This window comes from Vibrio sp. OPT18 (assembly GCF_015163615.1).
Classification (GTDB): domain Bacteria; phylum Pseudomonadota; class Gammaproteobacteria; order Enterobacterales; family Vibrionaceae; genus Vibrio; species Vibrio coralliirubri.
Genome location: NZ_JADDYK010000028.1, coordinates 1 through 19263 on the forward strand (window position 1 = coordinate 1; position 19263 = coordinate 19263).

Annotated in this window: 20 protein-coding genes; 13 read left to right on the top strand and 7 right to left on the bottom strand. The window is 44.7% G+C overall.

Translation table 11 applies throughout. The annotated features are described in order from the left end of the window. Positions 1-106 precede the first annotated feature (106 nt). Complete coding sequence (locus IQQ51_RS04925; RefSeq protein WP_082153993.1) at positions 107-421, bottom strand: transposase; 315 nt, start codon at positions 419-421, stop codon at positions 107-109. A 552-nt stretch (positions 422-973) separates the two neighbouring features. On the opposite strand from IQQ51_RS04925, the gene IQQ51_RS04930 reads away from it, so the two are divergent. From IQQ51_RS04930 to IQQ51_RS04940, 3 genes are read left to right on the top strand one after another with little or no spacing between them, the layout of a single operon-like run. After that, positions 974-1195, top strand: a complete 222-nt coding sequence (locus tag IQQ51_RS04930; protein WP_004734203.1) for a FeoA family protein — start codon at positions 974-976, stop codon at positions 1193-1195. Beyond that, on the top strand, positions 1196-3469 hold the full coding sequence (gene feoB / locus IQQ51_RS04935; protein WP_048615063.1) for a Fe(2+) transporter permease subunit FeoB: 2274 nt from the start codon (positions 1196-1198) through the stop codon (positions 3467-3469). Then, positions 3466-3696, top strand: coding sequence for a FeoC-like transcriptional regulator (locus tag IQQ51_RS04940; protein ID WP_010436811.1), 231 nt, complete (start codon positions 3466-3468; stop codon positions 3694-3696). The genes feoB and IQQ51_RS04940 overlap by 4 nt, the downstream gene beginning before the upstream one ends. 133 nt (positions 3697-3829) lie before the next feature. Here IQQ51_RS04940 and IQQ51_RS04945 read toward each other — a convergent pair whose 3' ends face one another. Together IQQ51_RS04945 and argS are read right to left on the bottom strand one after the other, a co-directional pair. Beyond that, a complete protein-coding gene (locus IQQ51_RS04945) occupies positions 3830-4258 on the bottom strand; it encodes an HIT domain-containing protein (RefSeq protein ID WP_048610423.1) in 429 nt (142 codons plus the stop codon). 524 nt (positions 4259-4782) lie between these two features. Then, positions 4783-6516 (bottom strand): arginine--tRNA ligase, encoded by a 1734-nt coding sequence (gene argS / locus IQQ51_RS04950; RefSeq protein ID WP_017063415.1) that lies wholly within the window; start codon positions 6514-6516, stop codon positions 4783-4785. 347 nt (positions 6517-6863) lie between these two features. On the opposite strand from argS, the gene IQQ51_RS04955 reads away from it, so the two are divergent. After that, positions 6864-7460 (top strand): VOC family protein, encoded by a 597-nt coding sequence (locus tag IQQ51_RS04955; RefSeq protein ID WP_193840523.1) that lies wholly within the window; start codon positions 6864-6866, stop codon positions 7458-7460. 283 nt (positions 7461-7743) lie between these two features. Here the strand turns inward: IQQ51_RS04955 and purU are convergent, their stop codons facing one another. Then, the gene (purU, locus tag IQQ51_RS04960) at positions 7744-8577 is read right to left on the bottom strand and encodes a formyltetrahydrofolate deformylase (protein WP_059020334.1); all 834 of its coding nucleotides are present in this window, start codon (positions 8575-8577) and stop codon (positions 7744-7746) included. A 282-nt stretch (positions 8578-8859) separates the two neighbouring features. On the opposite strand from purU, the gene IQQ51_RS04965 reads away from it, so the two are divergent. The 8 genes from IQQ51_RS04965 to rnd all read left to right on the top strand — a co-directional run bounded on the left by IQQ51_RS04965 (position 8860) and on the right by rnd (position 16848). Beyond that, positions 8860-9060 carry a hypothetical protein gene (locus tag IQQ51_RS04965; protein ID WP_122081836.1) on the top strand — a complete coding sequence of 67 codons (201 nt, stop codon included), beginning with the start codon at positions 8860-8862 and terminating at the stop codon, positions 9058-9060. Between the two features lie 160 nt (positions 9061-9220). Next, entirely contained in the window at positions 9221-11149 is a 1929-nt protein-coding gene (locus IQQ51_RS04970) for an ATP-dependent DNA helicase (protein ID WP_193840524.1), read from the top strand. Positions 11150-11208: 59 nt separating this feature from the next. Further along, positions 11209-11910: a tRNA (adenosine(37)-N6)-threonylcarbamoyltransferase complex dimerization subunit type 1 TsaB gene (gene tsaB / locus IQQ51_RS04975; protein WP_193840525.1), complete on the top strand. Its 702-nt coding sequence runs from the start codon at positions 11209-11211 to the stop codon at positions 11908-11910. 72 nt (positions 11911-11982) lie between these two features. Then, positions 11983-12288, top strand: a complete 306-nt coding sequence (locus IQQ51_RS04980) for a chromosome partitioning protein ParA (protein WP_193840526.1) — start codon at positions 11983-11985, stop codon at positions 12286-12288. A gap of 35 nt (positions 12289-12323) precedes the next feature. After that, positions 12324-12884 carry a Slp family lipoprotein gene (locus IQQ51_RS04985; RefSeq protein WP_050620930.1) on the top strand — a complete coding sequence of 187 codons (561 nt, stop codon included), beginning with the start codon at positions 12324-12326 and terminating at the stop codon, positions 12882-12884. A 49-nt stretch (positions 12885-12933) separates the two neighbouring features. After that, a complete protein-coding gene (locus IQQ51_RS04990; protein WP_193840584.1) occupies positions 12934-13785 on the top strand; it encodes an alpha/beta fold hydrolase in 852 nt (283 codons plus the stop codon). A 106-nt stretch (positions 13786-13891) separates the two neighbouring features. Beyond that, positions 13892-15586: a long-chain-fatty-acid--CoA ligase FadD gene (gene fadD / locus IQQ51_RS04995; RefSeq protein ID WP_017062375.1), complete on the top strand. Its 1695-nt coding sequence runs from the start codon at positions 13892-13894 to the stop codon at positions 15584-15586. 143 nt (positions 15587-15729) lie between these two features. Next, positions 15730-16848 carry a ribonuclease D gene (gene rnd / locus IQQ51_RS05000; RefSeq protein WP_050620928.1) on the top strand — a complete coding sequence of 373 codons (1119 nt, stop codon included), beginning with the start codon at positions 15730-15732 and terminating at the stop codon, positions 16846-16848. A gap of 130 nt (positions 16849-16978) precedes the next feature. On the opposite strand, the gene minE is transcribed toward rnd, so the two are convergent. From minE to minC, 3 genes are read right to left on the bottom strand one after another with little or no spacing between them, the layout of a single operon-like run. After that, positions 16979-17242 (bottom strand): cell division topological specificity factor MinE, encoded by a 264-nt coding sequence (gene minE / locus IQQ51_RS05005; protein WP_010436847.1) that lies wholly within the window; start codon positions 17240-17242, stop codon positions 16979-16981. 6 nt (positions 17243-17248) lie between these two features. Further along, the gene (minD, locus tag IQQ51_RS05010; protein ID WP_009848498.1) at positions 17249-18061 is read right to left on the bottom strand and encodes a septum site-determining protein MinD; all 813 of its coding nucleotides are present in this window, start codon (positions 18059-18061) and stop codon (positions 17249-17251) included. Positions 18062-18082: 21 nt separating this feature from the next. Then, complete coding sequence (minC, locus tag IQQ51_RS05015) at positions 18083-18745, bottom strand: septum site-determining protein MinC (protein WP_017063419.1); 663 nt, start codon at positions 18743-18745, stop codon at positions 18083-18085. Positions 18746-18964: 219 nt separating this feature from the next. Between minC and IQQ51_RS05020 the strand changes: the two genes are divergently transcribed. Further along, entirely contained in the window at positions 18965-19255 is a 291-nt protein-coding gene (locus tag IQQ51_RS05020; RefSeq protein ID WP_017062372.1) for a YcgL domain-containing protein, read from the top strand. Positions 19256-19263 lie beyond the last annotated feature (8 nt).

A 19263-nucleotide genomic window follows, 5' to 3' on the forward strand; every position in this document is an offset into this window, starting at 1 on the left:
TTCCTTGTTAGCCACTTGTAATAACCCGCTTTAGAAACGCCCAACCATTGGCATAGTCGTATGACAGGAAGCTTCACACTGGCCTTCTTAAGGATATACTCGAACCTTATTCTTTTTGGCTGTCGAAGAAAGCCTTCGCTTCCTTTAAGAAATCATTCTCCACCTCTGCCATCTCAAGCTTCTTTTTCAATTGACGGATCTCTTTCTCCAGTTGTGCAACGGATTTTTCGGGGCCGTGGTTAGGTATTGGGAGGGAGTTAGTCTTTTTCGATGTCATTTGGCATCTCCATTTAGAAAGTAGCACCGGCGATATTCCTAAGGATAGTGCTACTGACTTAACGGTATCAGAAGAATCGAGAGATCGCTGAACAGCTTCTCGTTTAAATTCGTCTGTATATTGTCTTTGTGATTTTACTTTCATGACACTCAATGCTCTGTATTAAGTGTCTACTTTTATGGGGTCACATCAGATACGAGATACGAGATACGAGATAAATGGGGAGTTTAAAAAGGTTGTTGGGATAATACAAAGGGAAGAAAAAAAATATCGTGGCATAGCCGGGGGGACTATACCACGGGTGCCAATGACACCTTCGCTTGCTGCCGGAGTGATATAGCAAAGCCATATCACCTCTGGAATAAAATTAAAGAGAAGTAGTTTCTCTTCGATGGAGTAACTATACGTCCAGGTACTTATTTTACTTATAAAATTAACGACAGATGCCTATGAGAAAACCGACATTATTTTAAGTGATTGATAGTTAATAATTTATTGTTGGCTGAGAGGGTTTGTACTAGTGAGGTAGTTCTCGCTAGTTGTTGAAAGTAACGTTTTTGACGTAAACGTTTTTAACGAAATTTACGAGTATGTATTTTCGAAAACATTGATTTCACACAATAGAATTGTGGGCATGTATGTGTATCATAGCGTTAATAACAATCTTTCTCATTATCAGTCACGAATTGGGTACTTATGAAACTCTCACAACTAGAGCAAGGAAAGGCGGCTTCTATTGTTGCACTAACAGGTTTAACACCAGACGTAAGGAAGAAACTTATGGTCATGGGTATGTTGCCAAAAACCGAGGTGACGCTTATCCGCCGTGCACCTATGGGTGATCCGCTTCAAGTTGAAGTGAGAGGTGTTTCTATCGCCATTCGTGAAAGCATTGCAGAACAAATCGAGGTTATCTAAATGGATTATCAAGTTCTTACCGTTGGTAACCCGAATAGTGGTAAAACAACACTGTTCAATGCACTGACAGGTGCCAAGCAGCACGTTGGTAACTGGGTTGGTGTCACTGTTGAAAAGAAGACGGGTTTATACTCGCACGCAGGTGATCAGTTTCAACTAACGGATTTACCGGGTATCTACGCACTAGACAGTGGTAATGATGCGAACAGCATCGATGAATCTATCGCGTCTCGCGCTGTTTTAACTCACCCAGCAGATGTGATCATCAATGTTGTCGACGCTAGCTGTCTAGAACGAAGCTTATACATGACATTACAGCTACGTGAGTTGGGCCGTCCAATGATCGTTGTGTTGAACAAAATGGATGTATTAAAGCGCGAACGTCAGGTGATTAACCTTAAAGCACTAGAGAAAGAGCTAGGTTGCCCAGTTCTAAGCTTGTCTGCAAACGATAAAGGTCAAGTGGTTCGCTTTAAAGAGCGTCTGCATAAACTGCTTGTTCAAGGTGTGAGCCTTGACCCTATCTCTATTGATTACGATGCCGCGTTAGAAGCTCTTATTCCTTCTGTTGAGTCACAATTTGATGATGCTGACGTATCTCACCGAGCGCTCGCGATTCGTGCTTTAGAGAATGATTACTTGGTATTGAATGGACTGGCTCCACAAACTCGCACTCAAATTGATAGCGTGCGTCTTGGTGCCGATTTCGATATTGACCTTGCTGTTGCTGACGCTAAATACACTTTCTTACATGACCTTTGTAAACGTGTTCGTCGCAGCGAAGGCAAACTAAGCCGTAATTTTACAGAGAAAGCCGATCAATTCATTTTGAACAAATGGGTCGGTATTCCTTTCTTCTTCGTCATCATGTACCTAATGTTCATGTTCTCTATCAATATCGGTAGTGCGTTTATCGATTTCTTCGATATTGGTGTTGGGGCAATATTAGTTGATGGTGGACACCACTTATTAGATGGCCATTTACCAGTTTGGTTAGTCACTGTACTTGCTGATGGTATTGGCGGTGGTATCCAAACGGTTGCGACCTTTATTCCTGTTATCGCTGCGCTTTATCTATTCTTAGCGGTACTAGAAAGCTCAGGCTACATGGCTCGTGCTGCATTCGTACTTGATAAAGTGATGCAGAAGATTGGTTTACCGGGTAAAGCATTTGTCCCACTTGTACTGGGCTTTGGTTGTAACGTGCCTTCAATCATGGCAACTCGTACTCTTGACCAAGAGCGCGAACGTAAATTGGCAGCATCAATGGCGCCGTTTATGTCATGTGGTGCTCGTTTACCGGTATACGCACTGTTCGCAGCGGCGTTCTTCCCAGGCGCTGGACAAAACGTAGTATTCGCTCTGTACATCATGGGTATTGTTGCTTCTGTATTTACGGGCCTTTTCCTGAAAAACACGATCTACCCAGGTAGCAGCGATAGCTTAGTGATGGAAATGCCAGATTACGAATTGCCGACAGTGCAAAACGTAATGCTGAAAACTTGGCAGAAGCTGAAGCGTTTCGTACTTGGTGCAGGTAAAACAATCGTGATGGTTGTGGCTATTCTTAGCTTCCTAAACTCTCTAGGTATGGACGGTAGCTTTGGTAACGAAGACAGCGAAAACTCAGTACTGTCTAAAGCGGCTCAAATTGTAACGCCCGTATTCCAACCGATTGGTATCACTGAAGAGAACTGGCCTGCAACGGTTGGTATCATCACGGGTATTTTCGCTAAAGAAGCTGTTGTAGGTACATTAAATAGCCTATACACAACGCCTTCTGATGAAGAAGCGGCTGAGTTTGACTTAGCAGCAAGCCTGCAAGAAGCGGTAATGACAATCCCTGAAAACCTAGCCGGTTTGAGCTACTCAGATCCATTAGGTATTGAAGTTGGCGACTTGTCTGATTCAAGCTCTGTGGCAGCTGACCAAGAAGTCGATACCTCTATCTTTGGTAACTTGAAAGACAAGTTTGTATCTGGTCATGCGGCGTTCGCTTACTTGATTCTTATCCTGCTTTACACGCCTTGTGTGGCAGCGATGGGGGCTTATGTTCGTGAATTTGGTCAGACGTTTGCACGCTTCATCGCGGTTTGGACGATGGCTCTTGGTTACTTTGGTGCGACTTTCTACTACCAAGCGGCAAACTTTGCTGCACACCCAGTGACAAGTGCAGTATGGATGGTGGCGATTGCTGGTGGTTTTGTGGTGACGTATCGCGTCTTCAAGAAAGTGGGCAGTAAGCAGAAAGCACTAGAGGTGCAAGTAGTATGATTTTAACTGAACTTCATCAATACATTGATAGCCAAGGCGTTGCGGCTCGTAAAGAGCTCGCTGCAAAGTTTGGCATGAGTGAAGATGGCGTCGATGCGATGCTGAGTGTGTGGGTCAAGAAAGGGAAAGTATCTCGCTTGGTCGATACGAATAAGCATGGTCATACAACGCGTATTCGCTACACCATCAGCAAACAAGATGGTTTGTCGCTTAACGTGATGATGTAGTTCAGGTCTTCAGACTCTCGTTGAAAAAGGCGAGATTAGAAAAATAAAAAGCCGCTTATCTAAGATGAGCGGCTTTTTGTGATGTGTCTTTTCTGAAGTGTTTTGCTTTTAAGCTCAACGAAACCAAGTCGAATTATGCTTTCTTGAAGATAGAGCTCAGTGACAGAACGTTTTGAATACGAGTCAGGATAGCAGCTTGATCTTCTTCATTGCGCTGTTCACCTTTGGTATTTCCCCATACTGGGCCAGGCCAAGCAATGTCGTCTTTAAAGCGTGCAATATGGTGAATGTGCAGTTGTGGCACCATGTTACCCAGCGCACCAAGGTTCAATTTGTCTGGTTGGAACGTGGCTTCTAGTGCTTGGCTTACCGCCTGAGATTCATGTAGGAACTGCTGTTGCTCTTTCATTGGTAAGTGGTGCAACTCTTTTAGGTTGGCACGTTTTGGTACCAAGATAACCCAAGGCACTGCGTTATCTTTGTGTAGCAGAGCCAAGCTCAGTGGAAATTCGCCGATAAGTGTGGTGTCTTTCGCAAGTTGCGGGTGAAGTTCGAAGCTCATGATCTTTCCAGTTAATTGTTTTACATGAGTATAAGGTCGGAGTTTGAATGTGGCTAGGGCTTACGTTCTCAATAAGCAGATTCCCCTTCACGTTCGTGCCTCACTGTAGGGAATGACGTTTGGGGAAGTGATGGTGTATTGCTTTGCTAGTGTTACGCGCCTAGAGGTGGATTCTCAATGACGTTGGTTCTTCACTAAAGGAAGTGACGATTGGGGGGAGTGATAACGAATTGGTTTGCTGTTGTTACGTGTTTTAGGGGATTGCCTATCATGTTTGTCCCTCACTGTAGGGAATGACGGTTGGGGAAAGTAATAACGATTTGGTGTGGTTTGATGGCGCATCATTGATGCTGTCTTGGATTCACTACACCTATTCTCGTCATCTCCTAGAGCGACGAAGGAGCGAAATAGGAGCTCTCTTGCGTGTAGGTTAGTTAATCGTATAAATAATCGAGTAAACAAACCTCCAGATAAAACAAAAGGTTGACGCTTTCACGCCAACCTTTCTAATTTTCTTGAATCGCTTACATGCGCTCTAGAGTATCGATACCTAGAAGCGATAGACCTTGCTTGATAGTCTTCGCTGTTAGTGCAGCAAGCTTCAGACGACTCTGCTTAACAGCTTCGTCTTCAGCAACTAGGATAGGGCACGCTTCGTAGAAGCTAGAGAATTGACCAGCTAGTTCGAACAGGTAGCTACACATGATGTGTGGTTGACCTTCACGAGCAACAGACTGAACTGCTTCTTCAAACTGTAGAAGTTTCGCGATAAGTGCTTTCTCTTTCTCTTCAGTGATTTTGATTTCACCTTCAAGCGAGTCCATAGAAATGCCAGCTTTAGCAAATACAGAAGCAACACGAGTATATGCGTACTGCATGTACGGTGCTGTGTTGCCTTCGAATGCAAGCATGTTGTCCCAATCGAACACGTAGTCAGTAGTACGGTGCTTAGAAAGATCTGCGTACTTAACCGCTGCCATAGCAACAGTGTTCGCGATCGCTTTCTTCTCGTCTTCTGCTAGTTCTGGGTTCTTAGATTCGATTAGCTGCGCTGCACGAACTTCGGCTTCATCAAGAAGATCAGCAAGACGAACAGTACCGCCTGCACGAGTCTTGAATGGCTTACCATCTTTACCTAGCATCATGCCGAACGCGTGGTGCTCAAGAGAAACAGACTCTGGGATGTAACCTGCTTTACGAACGATAGTCCAAGCTTGCATCAGGTGTTGGTGTTGACGTGAGTCGATGAAGTAAAGTACGCGGTCTGCGCCTAGTTCTTCAAAACGGTATTTTGCACAAGCGATATCTGTTGTTGTGTAAAGGAAGCCGCCGTCACGTTTCTGGATGATAACGCCCATTGGGTCGCCATCTTTGTTTTTGTATTCGTCTAGGAATACAACCTGTGCGCCGTCATCTTCTTTAGCAAGACCTTGCTCTTTTAGGTCAGCAACGATAGTTGGAAGCATGTGGTTGTACATGCTTTCGCCCATTACGTCATCACGTGTTAGAGAAACATTTAGGCGGTCGTAGTTGCGTTGGTTTTGAATCATTGTTACGTCAACAAGCTTCTTCCACATTTCTGCGCAGAACTCGTCGCCGCTTTGCAGTTTAACAACGTAGCCACGTGCTTTAACTGCGAACTCTTCGTCTTCATCGTAAAGCTTTTTAGATTCACGGTAGAAGCCTTCAAGGTCAGCAAGTTCCATTGAAACTTCGCCAGACTCAGCTTGAACGCGCTCAAGGTTTGCGATAAGCATACCAAATTGAGTACCCCAGTCACCGATGTGGTTAGCACGGATAACGTTGTGGCCTAGGAACTCAAGAGTACGAACTACCGCATCACCGATGATCGTTGAACGTAGGTGACCAACGTGCATCTCTTTCGCAACGTTTGGTGCAGAGTAATCCGCAACAATTGTTTGTGTTTCTGCTACTGCAACACCAAGGCGAGAATCAGCCAATGCTGCGTCTGCTTGTTGTGCTAGGAAAGCTTCATCTAGGAAGATGTTAAGGAAACCTGGGCCTGCGATTTCTACTTTAGAAGCGATACCGTCTAGGTTTAGAACGTCCAATACTTTTTGAGCAAACTCTCGAGGATTAGTGCCTAGTCGCTTAGCAACGCCCATAACGCCGTTTGCTTGGTAGTCACCAAATTGTGGTTTTGCAGATTGGCGAACAGCCGCAGGAGAGCCTGCAGGTGCGCCAGCGGCTTCTAGAGCCTGAGATACTTTGTCATTGATAAGTGCTTGGATATTCACACGCGTTTCCTTCAATTCAAGGATGATAAGAGTGGCCGTTATTTCGAGGTCATTAAATTGGTTAATTATGCGTCTAGTTAACGATTTAATGCCGAAATGAACAACAGACACTGTTTAAGTTCACAAAAATGGCGTTAATCATACCAATTTTGTGGGGTTTCTTATAGGTCGAATTGATAGAAAATTAACATTTCCTGAGTGGTTTTTGACAATCGACTTTTAGCAAGACGCGTTTGCATGTTTAAGGAGCAGAAAGAACATACCTATTGAGTATTTTTTGTAAAAGCAACGCTTGTTGCAAAAGGCAAAACTGATAACATGCAGCCATTATTTGGAGAACACAGACAATGATGATGAGCCTGAAGCAAGCTGAACTAGAACCAAAACAAATGATCGCCCGCCTTGATACCTTTATGGCAAAAATCGAGAACCTAGGAAATACATTGGGTTTGGATTTAAGCTTTGCTCAAGCCGATCATATTGCGCTGCGAATCAATGACACTGAGCTAGCCAAATCTGCCCATCAAGCATGGTCTGAGTACGGCTCTACAATTTCAGAGGCGATGATTAATGGTCGTCCAATTGTGGTGTTGGCTTTCGATGAACCGTTGCAAAGCCTTGGCTGGAAAATTGAATGCTTGGAGCTGCCATATCCTGCAGAAGGTAAGATTTACCCAAGCCAAGATTGGGAACATGTAGAGTTTGTGATTCCTTCTCACGCCCAAACGGCTGATGAGTACTTAGCGGATCTTAAAGAAACTTACCCGCAGTTCGCTGCTAACTTTGAAACGCTGGCTGAGCAAGGCGTTAAGATCAAACTCTCTAGCCCGAAAGGCGAGGGTGAACGTCTGAATAACCCAACGGTGGCTTTTAAACATCAAGGGATTTGCATCAAGCTGCATCCACACTCTTTGAAGAAAATTGTGGAATCAGAACAGGCTTAAGAGTTGCTGATAATAGATTCCTGATCTCGCCTAGGCTCGTCGGAATGACGTACACGAGTTCGGGTTTGTGCTTCATAGCGGACTCGTGTGATTAACGTGTGTATAGCCATGACTTTAATCACCCACGAGAGCCGTCATTCCCGATAGCGACGAAGGAGCGTAATTGGGAATCTCGTAAAGCGAGTTTGATCATCAGATACAAAAAACGCGCGATGGGTAAACCCTATTGCGCGTTTTTTATTGGGTTCTAACTGGAAGTCTTACCGGAAATCGAATCCTCGACTTACAGAATCACAGTCTTGTTGCCGTAAACAAACACATGATCATTGATCACCTTGTTTAACGCCTTACTTAATACATTCTTCTCTACGTCACGACCGGCTTGCGCCATGTCTTTCGCGCTGAAGTTGTGATCCACAGGTATAACATCTTGCTTGATGATTGGACCTTCATCCAAATCATTCGTCACAAAGTGTGCCGTTGCGCCAATGATCTTCACGCCGCGCTCATACGCTTGTTGGTATGGCTTCGCGCCAATGAACGCTGGCAAGAAGCTGTGGTGGATGTTGATGATCTTGTGGTTGTACTTTTCAACAAAACCTGGTGTCAGCACTCGCATGTATTTAGCCAAAACAAGGTAATCCGCCTCGTATTGGTCAATCACTTCTAGCATCTTCTTCTCATGTTCTTCACGGTTTAACCCTTCGTGAGAAACATGGTGGTAAGGGATGTCAAAACGCTCGGTTAGGCTTTGTAGAATGTCGTAGTTACCGACAACCGCCGCAATTTCAACGTCTAAGCTGCCATCGAAATTCTTCATTAGAATGTCGCCAAGGCAGTGTGCTTCCTTGGTCACGAGTATCACAACACGCTTGCGAGATGAATCAACAAGTTTACGTTTCGTGTTTGGTGGCAGGGCTTGGTCTAAATCGGCAAGCAAGGTTTCATCATTGAAATAGCCTTCAAGCTCGGTGCGCATAAAGAAGTGGCCACTTGTGTTATCTACGAACTCATTGTTGTGAATAATATTGAGTTGGTGCTTATAACAAATGTTGGTGATCTTAGAGATGAGGCCCGGGGCATCAGTACAATGTGTTAGTAAAGTTTTTCTTTCCATTTGCATCTTACTTCCATGAAATATTTTTATTCTTCAAATTAAATGCAGGCCGTCGAACGGTGAACTGAGCCGCAATATCACCGTTATAATTAATCTATTATCAAGTTGGTTTCAACAAATTCTGCTGCTCATTTATCGCTTTGATAAATTGTTTGATATGGAAATATCAGTTTTTAGATAGAAAAACAGGCAGAAGCTTCATTTTTAAAAGTTTTGACCGTAGTACGCATTTGAACTTCAACCGAGGCATTTACGCCTTGGCCAAAAATAGAGGTGATACTTATGGATAAAGAGTTACTAGCCAAAAAACTGTACTGCAAGCGAGTGAATTTATTGGCGAGAGGTACCGAGTTAGATAGTCATGTTCTAGATGAAATGTGGGAAAGTAAGACCTCACCAACCGATGCAGTGAAAGCCATACAGCCCGATGATAACCATTTTGAAGGTGCCCCTTGGCTGTCACGTTATCTAGGTCGAAAATAAAAACGATTCTCTAATTCCTACTTCTTCAATTCTTACCTTCAAGGTAGCTTAAGTCACGTTAAACTAAATCAAACACCTCCGGTGCGAAGTCATTCTTGATTCGCGCCGGCTCACTAAACCTGCCATAATTCGCCTTCTATTTTTCTAAACTTCGTACTCTATGATATCTAAAACGTTTTCTGCTGATGGTGCTCTGGGTAAAGCGATCCCCGGGTTTCAACCACGACAAGCTCAGCTAGACATGGCTGAAGCGGTTTCACAAGCTATTGAGAAACAGAGCCAATTAGTTGTTGAAGCGGGAACGGGTACCGGTAAGACCTTTGCTTACTTAGTGCCAGCACTGCTGAGTGGCAAGAAAACCATCATTAGTACGGGGTCTAAAAACCTTCAAGAACAGCTGTTTCACCGAGATTTACCCTTGATGGTCGATGCGCTTGGCTTTTATGGTCAAGTTGCGTTACTCAAAGGGCGTTCAAACTATTTGTGTTTGGACAGACTCAGCCGTCAAATGATCGAGAGTCATGGCACTCACACCGATCCCACATTGCTAGCACAACTGGTGAAAGTTCGTAGTTGGTCGTCTGCGACACAAACGGGTGATTTAGGCGATTGTGATGATATTGCAGAAGATAGCCCAATCATTCCAACAATTACTTCTACCAACGACAACTGCTTAGGCAAAGAGTGTCCAAGCTACACCGATTGCTTTGTACTTAAAGCGCGTAAAAAAGCGATGGATTCAGATGTGGTCGTCGTGAACCATCACCTTTTCCTAGCCGATTTAGCGATCAAAGAAACTGGATTCGGTGAGCTAATCCCAGAAGCAGACGTGTTTATCTTCGATGAAGCGCACCAGCTTCCCGATATTGCTAGCCAATATTTTGGTCAGTCTGTGTCGAGCCGACAGATTAATGAGCTCGCTAAAGACATCGAAATTGCCTACCGAACTGAAGCGAAAGACATGCGTCAGTTACAAAAGGTGGGTGATAGGCTCGTTCAGTCTGCCGCCGATTTACGCATTGTGTTGGGTGATACTGGCTTTCGTGGTAATTGGCGTGAGGCCTTAAAATCTGAGTCGATTGCACGAGAACTTGTTCGTCTACAAGATGCGCTGCAACTGGCCGTCGATGTATTGAAGCTAGCATTGGGTCGAAGCCAACTGTTAGACACGGCTTTCGAACGTGCAAACATGATTAAGTCACGCATTGAACGTGTGTGCGATGTGTCGATTACGGGATACTCCTATTGGTATGACACAACACCAAGGCAATTCGCTTTGCACATCACACCATTGTCAGTCGCAGATAAATTCCACGAACAGATTGAACTGAAGCCGGGCGCTTGGGTGTTTACCTCGGCAACCTTGGCGGTGTCAGATGATTTTGACCACTTTACCTCTCGACTGGGCTTAAAGCCGTCGGCTCAGTTTTCACTGCCGAGCCCGTTTGATTACCCGAATCAGGCACGCTTGTGTGTTCCTCGATATCTTCCTGAACCAAATAGCCCAGGCTTAGCCGATAAGTTAGTAAGAATGCTGACCCCAGTGATTGAGCAAAACCAAGGTCGCTGTTTCTTCTTGTGTACTTCGCACAGTATGATGAAAGAGTTGGGGGAGCGATTCCGTGAAACCCTCTCAGTTCCAGTTCTGCTGCAAGGTGAGACAAGTAAGCAAAAAACCTTAGCCGAATTCATGGAATTAGGTAACGCATTGCTGGTGGCTACTGGCGCTTTCTGGGAGGGGATAGATGTTAGGGGCGATGCATTAAGCTGTGTTATCATCGATAAATTGCCCTTTACGGCCCCTGATGACCCTTTACTTAAGGCTCGAATCGAGGACTGTAAATTAAAAGGGGGTGATCCTTTTGCACAGGTACAGTTGCCAGACGCTGTGATTACCTTGAAACAAGGTGTCGGCCGATTGATACGTGACAAGCGCGATAATGGCGCTTTGATTATTTGCGATAACCGATTGGTGACTCGCGATTACGGTGGCATATTTTTGGCGAGTTTACCGCCTATTCCACGTACCCGTGACTTAGGGGTCATTAAAGAATTCTTAGCTAAAGACCATTCAACCGCTGCTGATTAATTGGCATTGTTGAGTTTAGCCATTATTTTTAGATTAGATAACAGATATTTGAGACACAAATGAGCGCGAAAATTCTTGCAGTAGATACCGCAACTGAAAACTGTTCAGTTGCATTAGTAATGGGTGACCAGGTGTTCGCACGTAGCGAAGAGGCTCCTCGAGACCATACGAAAAAAATTCTACCTATGGTGGATGAAGTACTGAAAGAAGCGAATGTCGCTTTAACCGATATCGATGCTATCGCGTTTGGCCAAGGCCCAGGCAGTTTCACGGGTGTACGTATTGGTATTGGTATTGCTCAAGGCTTAGCTTTTGGTGCGGATTTACCGATGATCGGTGTCTCTACACTGGCAGCGATGGCGCAAGGCAGCTACCGTAAATTTGGTGAAACTCATGTTGCGACAGCAATTGATGCGCGTATGAGCGAAGTGTACTGGGCGCGTTACAGCCGCGAACAAGATGGTCGTTGGACTGCGATTGATGCCGAATGTGTAACGCCACCAAGTAAATTGGCTGCGCAGTTAGAAGCAGATTCTGAAACATGGGCGAAAGTCGGTACCGGTTGGGAAGCTTACTCTGAGCATATGGATACACTTGCGATCAACACCAAAGCGTGTGAAGTGCTATTCCCAGAAGCTCAAGATATGGCGTTCCTTGCTCAATTCGCTTATGCAGAAGGTAAAGCGGTTGCAGCAGAAGAGTCTGAGCCAGTTTATCTTCGTGACAAAGTGACTTGGAAGAAACTGCCAGGTCGCGAATAATTTTTACAAGGTTCTGATGCAAATTAGGTCTAAATGCGTATTATTTAGATTTGAGAGGGCAGATATTTAGTCATGGTATCAATTAACAACTTACCTCCTTCTTCGATAGGCAGCACGTCTAAGCCGAATCGAATCAAAAAGAAGGAGCAGGCAAAAAAATCTGATGCTAGCACTGCGGTTGGGCAACCGACTAAGGTGGCTAATGCTGTTTCTCATTCTATTCGTCAAGTTAAAGAGTCTGAACTACACAAGGCTCAAATCCAGTATGATCTTCCAGAAGGCCGAGGACGTAAGGCTATGGAAGAGTATATGGACGTAATGAATCAGGCGAAGAAAGAAGAACTTGCAATGCTTATCGGTGTCGATATCTACATCTAGAGCTTCTTATTAATGCCTGTTTAAGGACCAGAACCATGTCAAATTATCTCTCTAAATTACGCTTAATAGCCTTTTCTCTTGGTGTCTTGGTACTTGCCGGGTGTTCATCACTTCCTAGCGAGCTTGAAGCAAAATCAGAGCCCGTGATTAGCGATTACCAACAGTGGGTCGACCAACTACCGGATGCGCAAAGTGTTCGATTAGGTGGCGTTATCTCTAAAGTGACCAACTTGAAAGACAGGACTCGAATCGAAGTCGCTAATATGCCGATTTCGAGTAGCGGTAAGCCAGATCTAGACGCAGAGCCAAGTGGACGTTTTGTTGGTTATATTGAAGGGTATGTTGAGCCTCTAAGTTTTGCAGAAGGCCGTCTGATTACATTGGTTGGTCAGTCAAGCGGAAGTGAAGATGGAAAAATAGGGGAATACCCTTACACCTTCCCTGTGATGAAAGTGGACAACCAACGACTGTGGAACATTACTGAGCGCGTTGTTGTTAACGATTTTGCACCAACCTACTACTCGTGCAGAAGTTTACATTGCCGCAGTTTTCAAACGATGCCAAGACAAGGTCGAGTGATACAGGACGTAGAGTAATTAACTTTATCCGATGTTGATTACGCAAACAGATGGAACTACATGTTTGATGATTGAAAAGTCATACTCCCTCGCGAGCGGGACGCTTGCAACACAACAGATTGGCAACCCACAAACGACCGCAACGACGGTCGTTTTTATTCATGGGTGGTTGGATAATTCGTCCAGTTTTAATCAGGTTATGCAGCAAGTCGCCAAGTTTGCTCCCAATGCTCACCTTGTAGCTATCGATCTCTTCGGACACGGCTTCTCGTCGCACAAATCGGGAAGTTACTACCCATTTCATGATTATATTGATGACTTGCATCAGTTGGTGACTAAATTATCGCCAAACAGACTGGTACTGGTAGGACATTCACTTGGTGCATTGATAGCAAGTTGCTATAGTGCCGCCTTTCCTGAAAAGGTGTCAGGATTAATTCAAATTGAAGGTCACGGACCTCTTTCTGAAGTTCCCCACGAAACAGTCTCTCGCTTGAGGGATGGGGTACTCAGTCGTCTTCGACAGCGAAGAAAGCCTTCACGTCCTCTGGCAAGCCTTGAGGATGCTATTAAGCTGAGAGCTCACGCCAACCAAATTAATGCTGAATTAATCGCTCCTATTGTTGAGCGAGGTATTGTCGAGTTCGAGAACTCTTGGCAATGGCGCTGCGACCCTAATCTAAAATGTGACTCGTTATATCGAATGTCACAGGCGCACGCTGAAGCGATTATGGCGGCTATTGAATGCCCTCAATTAATAATCCTAGGGAATGATGGATTCAGACATTTGCAGCATAATCGCTACAAATCAGTGCATAGTCCTCTGCATATAGAGACTGTTCCTGGTGGACATCATTGTCATTTAGAGAGCCCAGAGCTAGTTTCAGAGCTAATTCTTGGTGTAGTTAACAAAATTTAAACAAGTGTTTGAGCCTTTTAGTGCTCATGCACTAAAGCTGTGCTGTAATACCGCAATGATAAAAAGCGGCGAAGCAGTCGTCAGCTGATAAACGAGGAGTAACATCGTGGATAAACCTTGGCTTTCACGTTATCCAAGTGACGTACCAGAAACGATCAACCCAGATCAGTACCCATCTCTTGTAGAAATGTTTGAACAGTCGGTACAGAAGTACGCGGACCAACCTGCATTCGAGAACATGGGCTCGATTATGACATTCCGTAAGCTTGAAGAGCGCAGCCGTGCTTTTGCCGCTTACTTGCAGAATGACTTGAAACTGAAGAAGGGCGATCGCGTCGCGCTAATGATGCCAAACCTACTGCAATACCCAATTGCACTATTTGGTGTATTGCGTGCAGGTATGATTGCAGTGAACGTCAACCCACTGTACACACCTCGTGAGCTTGAACATCAACTGAACGATTCTGGTGCAAAGGCGATTGTTATCGTATCTAACTTTGCGAGCACTTTAGAGAAAGTCGTTGATAACACACCGGTTAAACACGTTGTTCTAACTAGCCTAGGGCAAATGCTGCCACGTGCGAAAGGGACAATTGTTGACTTCGTAGTGAAATACGTTAAAGGCATGGTGCCTAAGTATGATCTGCCGGGTGCTATCTCATTCAGAAAAGCGCTGCACAAAGGTCGTCGTCTTCAATATGTGAAGCCGTTCATGGCGGGTGATGATATTGCGTTCCTACAGTACACAGGTGGTACTACGGGTGTTGCTAAGGGCGCAATCCTAACGCACCGCAATATGATTGCGAACGTACTTCAAGCGAAAGGGGCTTACGGTCCTGTTCTGCAAGAAGGCCGCGAGTTGGTTGTAACGGCATTACCGCTTTACCACGTATTTGCACTGACGGTGAACTGCTTACTGTTTGTAGAGATGGGTGGTCGTAACCTTCTAATTACTAACCCTCGTGACATTCCTGGCTTTATTAAAGAGCTGCAAAAGGTTCCGTTTACCGCAATTACCGGCGTAAACACCTTGTTTAATGCGCTAGTTAATAACGAAGATTTCCACGAGTTGGATTTCAGTAACCTACGCCTATCTGTTGGCGGCGGCATGGCGGTTCAACGCGCTGTTGCTGAGCAATGGAAGAAAGCGACAGGCATTCACCTATTGGAAGGCTATGGCTTAACTGAGTGTTCACCACTAGTAACAGGTAACCCATACGACCTTAAAGACTACACAGGTGCTATCGGCCTACCAGTACCATCGACAGAAGTTCGTATTGTTGATGATGAAGGTAAGGTTATTGCAAATGACCAAGTGGGCGAGCTGCAAGTTCGTGGTCCTCAAGTGATGCAAGGTTACTGGCAGCGCCCTGAAGCGACCAAAGAAGTGATCGATCAAGACGGTTGGTTATCGACAGGTGACATCGTTAAGTTTGATGACGAAGGCTTGTTGTACATCGTTGACCGTAAGAAAGACATGATTCTTGTATCAGGCTTCAACGTTTACCCGAACGAGATTGAAGACGTCGTCGCTCTGCACGGTAAAGTGTTAGAAGTAGCAGCTATCGGCCAACCTCATGAAGTGTCTGGTGAGTTAGTTAAGATCTACGTGGTTAAGCGTGATCCTAGCCTGACCAAAGAAGACATTATCGCGCACTGTCGTGAGCACTTAACGGGTTACAAGATCCCTAAATTAGTCGAGTTCAGAGATGATCTTCCAAAGACTAACGTAGGTAAGATCTTACGCCGCGTACTGCGTGAAGAAAACGATGCAGAACTTGCGAAACGCGCTAGCGAATAACTAGCCCGTTTACGAGAAAGTACTGCACCATAACCATAGAGGCGCTTAATCTAAGCGAGCGCTGAAAAATGGTGTTAGAATGCCGACAGTTAATGTCGGCATTTTTGTATCCGGCGATCAAATAGAAACCTGTGAGAGTTTTTGTGGATTATCAAATCATTACCCAATTGAAAGACCTTGAGCGAGTTTGCCAACAAGCACGTGAAGCCGATGTCGTTATGCTTGATACGGAGTTTGTTCGTACAAGAACCTATTACCCTCAATTAGGCTTGATTCAGTTATTTGATGGTGAAACGCTGTCACTGATTGACCCTATTGCTCTTGGTGAAATGACACCATTTGTTGGATTGTTGAAAGACGCTTCTGTTCTGAAAGTGCTGCATGCTTGCGGTGAAGATTTGGAAGTGTTCCAAAATGCATTTGGCTGCACACCAACCCCAATGGTTGATACACAGATCATGGCAGCTTTCTTAGGTCATGGTTTATCAACTGGCTTTGCTGCTCTGGTTTCAGAGTTTGTCGGTGTCGATCTCGATAAGAGTGAATCTCGTACCGACTGGCTAGCGCGTCCGCTTTCTCAAAAGCAATTGGACTACGCAGCAGCAGACGTGCATTACCTAATGCCAATGTACAATAAGCTTCTAGAAAAAGTGATGGAAGCTGGCTGGTGGGAAGCGGCTCAGCAAGAGTCTGATTTACAAGTTGCCAAGCGCATCCGTAAAGTAAACCCAGATACAGCCTACCTTGATATTAAAGGGGCGTGGCAGCTTAAACCTAAGCAGCTAGCGATCTTACGACCTCTAGCAACTTGGCGTTTAAAAGAAGCAATCAAGCGCGATTTGGCGCTGAACTTTGTCTTCAAAGAACAAGACCTATGGGCTGTGGCGCGTTTTGCGATGAAAGATCCTAAGCACATGGAGCAAGAAGGTTTCGATTACCGCTCTGTGCGTCGCCATGGTGCGAAGATCAGCTCAATTGTTAAGTTAGCTGAACATACACCAGAAGAAGAGTACCCAGCACCAGTAGAACGTCTAATGGACTTCCCTGGCTACAAGCAACTCTTCAAAGTGCTGAAAGATGAAGTGAAAACAGCATCACAACACAGCGGTTTGGCGACGGAATTCTTGGCATCTAAGAAGCAACTTAACCAAGTGTTAAGCTGGGTGTGGAAGCACGATCGTAACCCAGAGAAGCTGCCTGATGTTATGCAAGGCTGGCGTTTAGATGTGGTTGGCGAAAAGCTGAGTAAAGCGATCAAATAACCGTTTGCTGCTTTAAAGCCTAACTTAGTTACAGCTATAAACTGCAGATACAAAAAAGAGAGCCTAGGCTCTCTTTTTTTATTCAATCAATACAAGCAAGTGTATTACCTGCCAATCTTGTTCAGAAAGATTATCGATCTTCTTCTGGAAGCTTAACATTCAGCTCTAGCACTGAGATGTCGTCATCTTTGTGTTCAAAAGTTAGATCAACCATTGATGGATCGACCTCAACGTACTTGGCAATACACTTCAAGATGTCTTCTTTTAGTTGCGGCAGGTAAGACGGCGCTGGGTCGTCATGGCTGCGTCGTTCGGCAACAATGATCTGCAAACGTTCTTTGGCTAGGTTTGCGGTTGTCTTTTTCTGTGGTCTAAAAAACTCTAATAATGACATTGTGCATTAGCCCCCGAACAGTCGTTTGAAGATGCCTTTCTTCTGTTCCGTTAAGAAGCGGAAGTCAACTTGGCTACCCAGTAGTCGCTCTACAGTATCATTGTAAGCCATACCTGCGTCGGTTGCTTCGTCAAAGATAACGGGAACACCCTTGTTCGATGCATTGAGTACCGCTTGGCTCTCTGGAATTACACCCAGTAGAGAGATGTGCAGGATTTCTTCAACGTCTTCCACACTGAGCATCTCACCTTGAGTTACACGTGCTGGGTTGTAGCGAGTCAGTAGAAGGTGTGTTTTCACTGGTTCTAAGCCGTCTTCTGAACGACGAGATTTAGAGTCAAGAATACCTAGAATACGGTCTGAATCGCGTACTGAAGAGACTTCTGGGTTCGTGGTTACAATCGCTTCATCAGCGAAGTACAACGCCATCAGAGCGCCTTGTTCGATACCCGCAGGAGAATCACAGATGATGAAATCAAAGCCCATTTCATCCAGTTCATCAAAGACACGACGAACACCATCTTTTGTTAGTGCGTCTTTATCACGAGTTTGAGAAGCAGGAAGAATGAATAGGTTCTCGGTGCGCTTGTCTTTGATCATCGCTTGGTTCAGCGTCGCTTCACCATTGATAACGTTAACGAAGTCGTACACAACACGACGCTCACAACCCATGATTAAATCTAGGTTACGCAGACCGATATCAAAGTCGATAACTGCGGTTTTCTTTCCTTTTAAAGCCAGACCCGAGGCAATAGCTGCACTGGAGGTCGTTTTGCCTACCCCGCCTTTACCTGACGTTACAACGATAATGCGTGCCATTCTGTTTTCCTTTTATTTCTCTTATATTGCGAGGACATCAACGTGTAATACATCGTTTGCCATACTGAACATGGTTTTCTTTTGCCAGTACTCGCTTTCAATTTGATCGCTGAGCCAGTAATTTCCAGCAATGGAAACCAGCTCGGCTTGTAAGTCATTACAAATTATTTTTGCTTCAGTTTGACCACTTGCACCTGCAATCGCACGGCCGCGTAAAGTGCCATGAATATGGATGCTGCCATCGGCAATCACTTCCGCGCCTGCACTCACATGGCTGAGTATCAATAGATCGCCATCTTTCGCATAAACCTGCTGACCAGAACGAATAGGGGTTCTAATCACCTTGATTGGTGCCATTTTCGCTGGAGCTTGAGACGGCGACTTGCTTGCCGTCATCACTGCAAAACCGGCTTCTTTAGCGAGGTTTTGCATGCGCTTATCAGAACAGCCAGCCACACCAACCGGGATCATGCCCGCTTGAGATATACCATTTTTAAGTTGCACAAAATCGATATCGCCCGCGACTTTGCTGATGTTGATAACAACAGGCGCGGCAGCGAAAAACGTAGGTGCTTGGTCTACTTTCTCTTGAAGAAAAGAGACTGCATTTTCGACTTGATCATCGGATAAGTGCAAAACAGATAGCGTAAAGCTGCTACCTTTTAGATCTGGGTTACTAGACATCGAAAAACTACAGGACCTCAATAGCGGATTGGTACAATTTCTTTATCAATAAAATAAAGGGCATTGCCTGAAACTAGGTTTATCATGTTATATTCCCAAACCAAGCACAGCAAGTAATCTTGTTGTCAAATGGACGTTTTGTTCCCAATATTTCCCTAACATAAACTATTGATCTCGCAAGTGAGAGTTTTGTAGTCATAATCAATTAAAAGGTTTGTCATGCTGTGTTCTATATATAAAAGCTCAAAGAAAGAAGGAACATACCTCTATATCCCTAAGAAGGATGATTTTTCACAAGTTCCTGACGCATTGATGCAAATGTTTGGTAAACCTAGTTTTGTAATGGTAATTAAAATGGATGGCCGTAAACTGGCTCAAGTAAACATCGAAAAAGTGAAAGAATCACTGAATACCGATGGTTTCTTTTTGCAGGTTCCGCCGCCACCAGTTAACGAACTTGAACTTCATAAAGAGCGTAAAGCTCAACAGAAATCTCAAGACGAAGAGTGATAGCCACC

Excerpts from the sequence above, each read along its gene's own strand:
- minC (WP_017063419.1), bottom strand. The coding sequence starts at position 18,745 with ATGTCTAGTAACCCAGATCTAAAAGGTAGCAGCTTTACGCTATCTGTT.
- minD (WP_009848498.1), bottom strand. The coding sequence starts at position 18,061 with ATGGCACGCATTATCGTTGTAACGTCAGGTAAAGGCGGGGTAGGCAAA.
- feoB (WP_048615063.1), top strand. The coding sequence starts at position 1,196 with ATGGATTATCAAGTTCTTACCGTTGGTAACCCGAATAGTGGTAAAACA.
- IQQ51_RS04985 (WP_050620930.1), top strand. The coding sequence starts at position 12,324 with ATGTCAAATTATCTCTCTAAATTACGCTTAATAGCCTTTTCTCTTGGT.
- minE (WP_010436847.1), bottom strand. The coding sequence starts at position 17,242 with ATGTCATTATTAGAGTTTTTTAGACCACAGAAAAAGACAACCGCAAAC.
- tsaB (WP_193840525.1), top strand. The coding sequence starts at position 11,209 with ATGAGCGCGAAAATTCTTGCAGTAGATACCGCAACTGAAAACTGTTCA.
- IQQ51_RS04945 (WP_048610423.1), bottom strand. The coding sequence starts at position 4,258 with ATGAGCTTCGAACTTCACCCGCAACTTGCGAAAGACACCACACTTATC.
- IQQ51_RS04940 (WP_010436811.1), top strand. The coding sequence starts at position 3,466 with ATGATTTTAACTGAACTTCATCAATACATTGATAGCCAAGGCGTTGCG.
- IQQ51_RS04990 (WP_193840584.1), top strand. The coding sequence starts at position 12,934 with ATGATTGAAAAGTCATACTCCCTCGCGAGCGGGACGCTTGCAACACAA.
- IQQ51_RS05020 (WP_017062372.1), top strand. The coding sequence starts at position 18,965 with ATGCTGTGTTCTATATATAAAAGCTCAAAGAAAGAAGGAACATACCTC.
- purU (WP_059020334.1), bottom strand. The coding sequence starts at position 8,577 with ATGGAAAGAAAAACTTTACTAACACATTGTACTGATGCCCCGGGCCTC.
- IQQ51_RS04970 (WP_193840524.1), top strand. The coding sequence starts at position 9,221 with ATGATATCTAAAACGTTTTCTGCTGATGGTGCTCTGGGTAAAGCGATC.
- IQQ51_RS04955 (WP_193840523.1), top strand. The coding sequence starts at position 6,864 with ATGATGATGAGCCTGAAGCAAGCTGAACTAGAACCAAAACAAATGATC.
- IQQ51_RS04925 (WP_082153993.1), bottom strand. The coding sequence starts at position 421 with ATGAAAGTAAAATCACAAAGACAATATACAGACGAATTTAAACGAGAA.
- IQQ51_RS04980 (WP_193840526.1), top strand. The coding sequence starts at position 11,983 with ATGGTATCAATTAACAACTTACCTCCTTCTTCGATAGGCAGCACGTCT.
- IQQ51_RS04965 (WP_122081836.1), top strand. The coding sequence starts at position 8,860 with ATGGATAAAGAGTTACTAGCCAAAAAACTGTACTGCAAGCGAGTGAAT.
- IQQ51_RS04930 (WP_004734203.1), top strand. The coding sequence starts at position 974 with ATGAAACTCTCACAACTAGAGCAAGGAAAGGCGGCTTCTATTGTTGCA.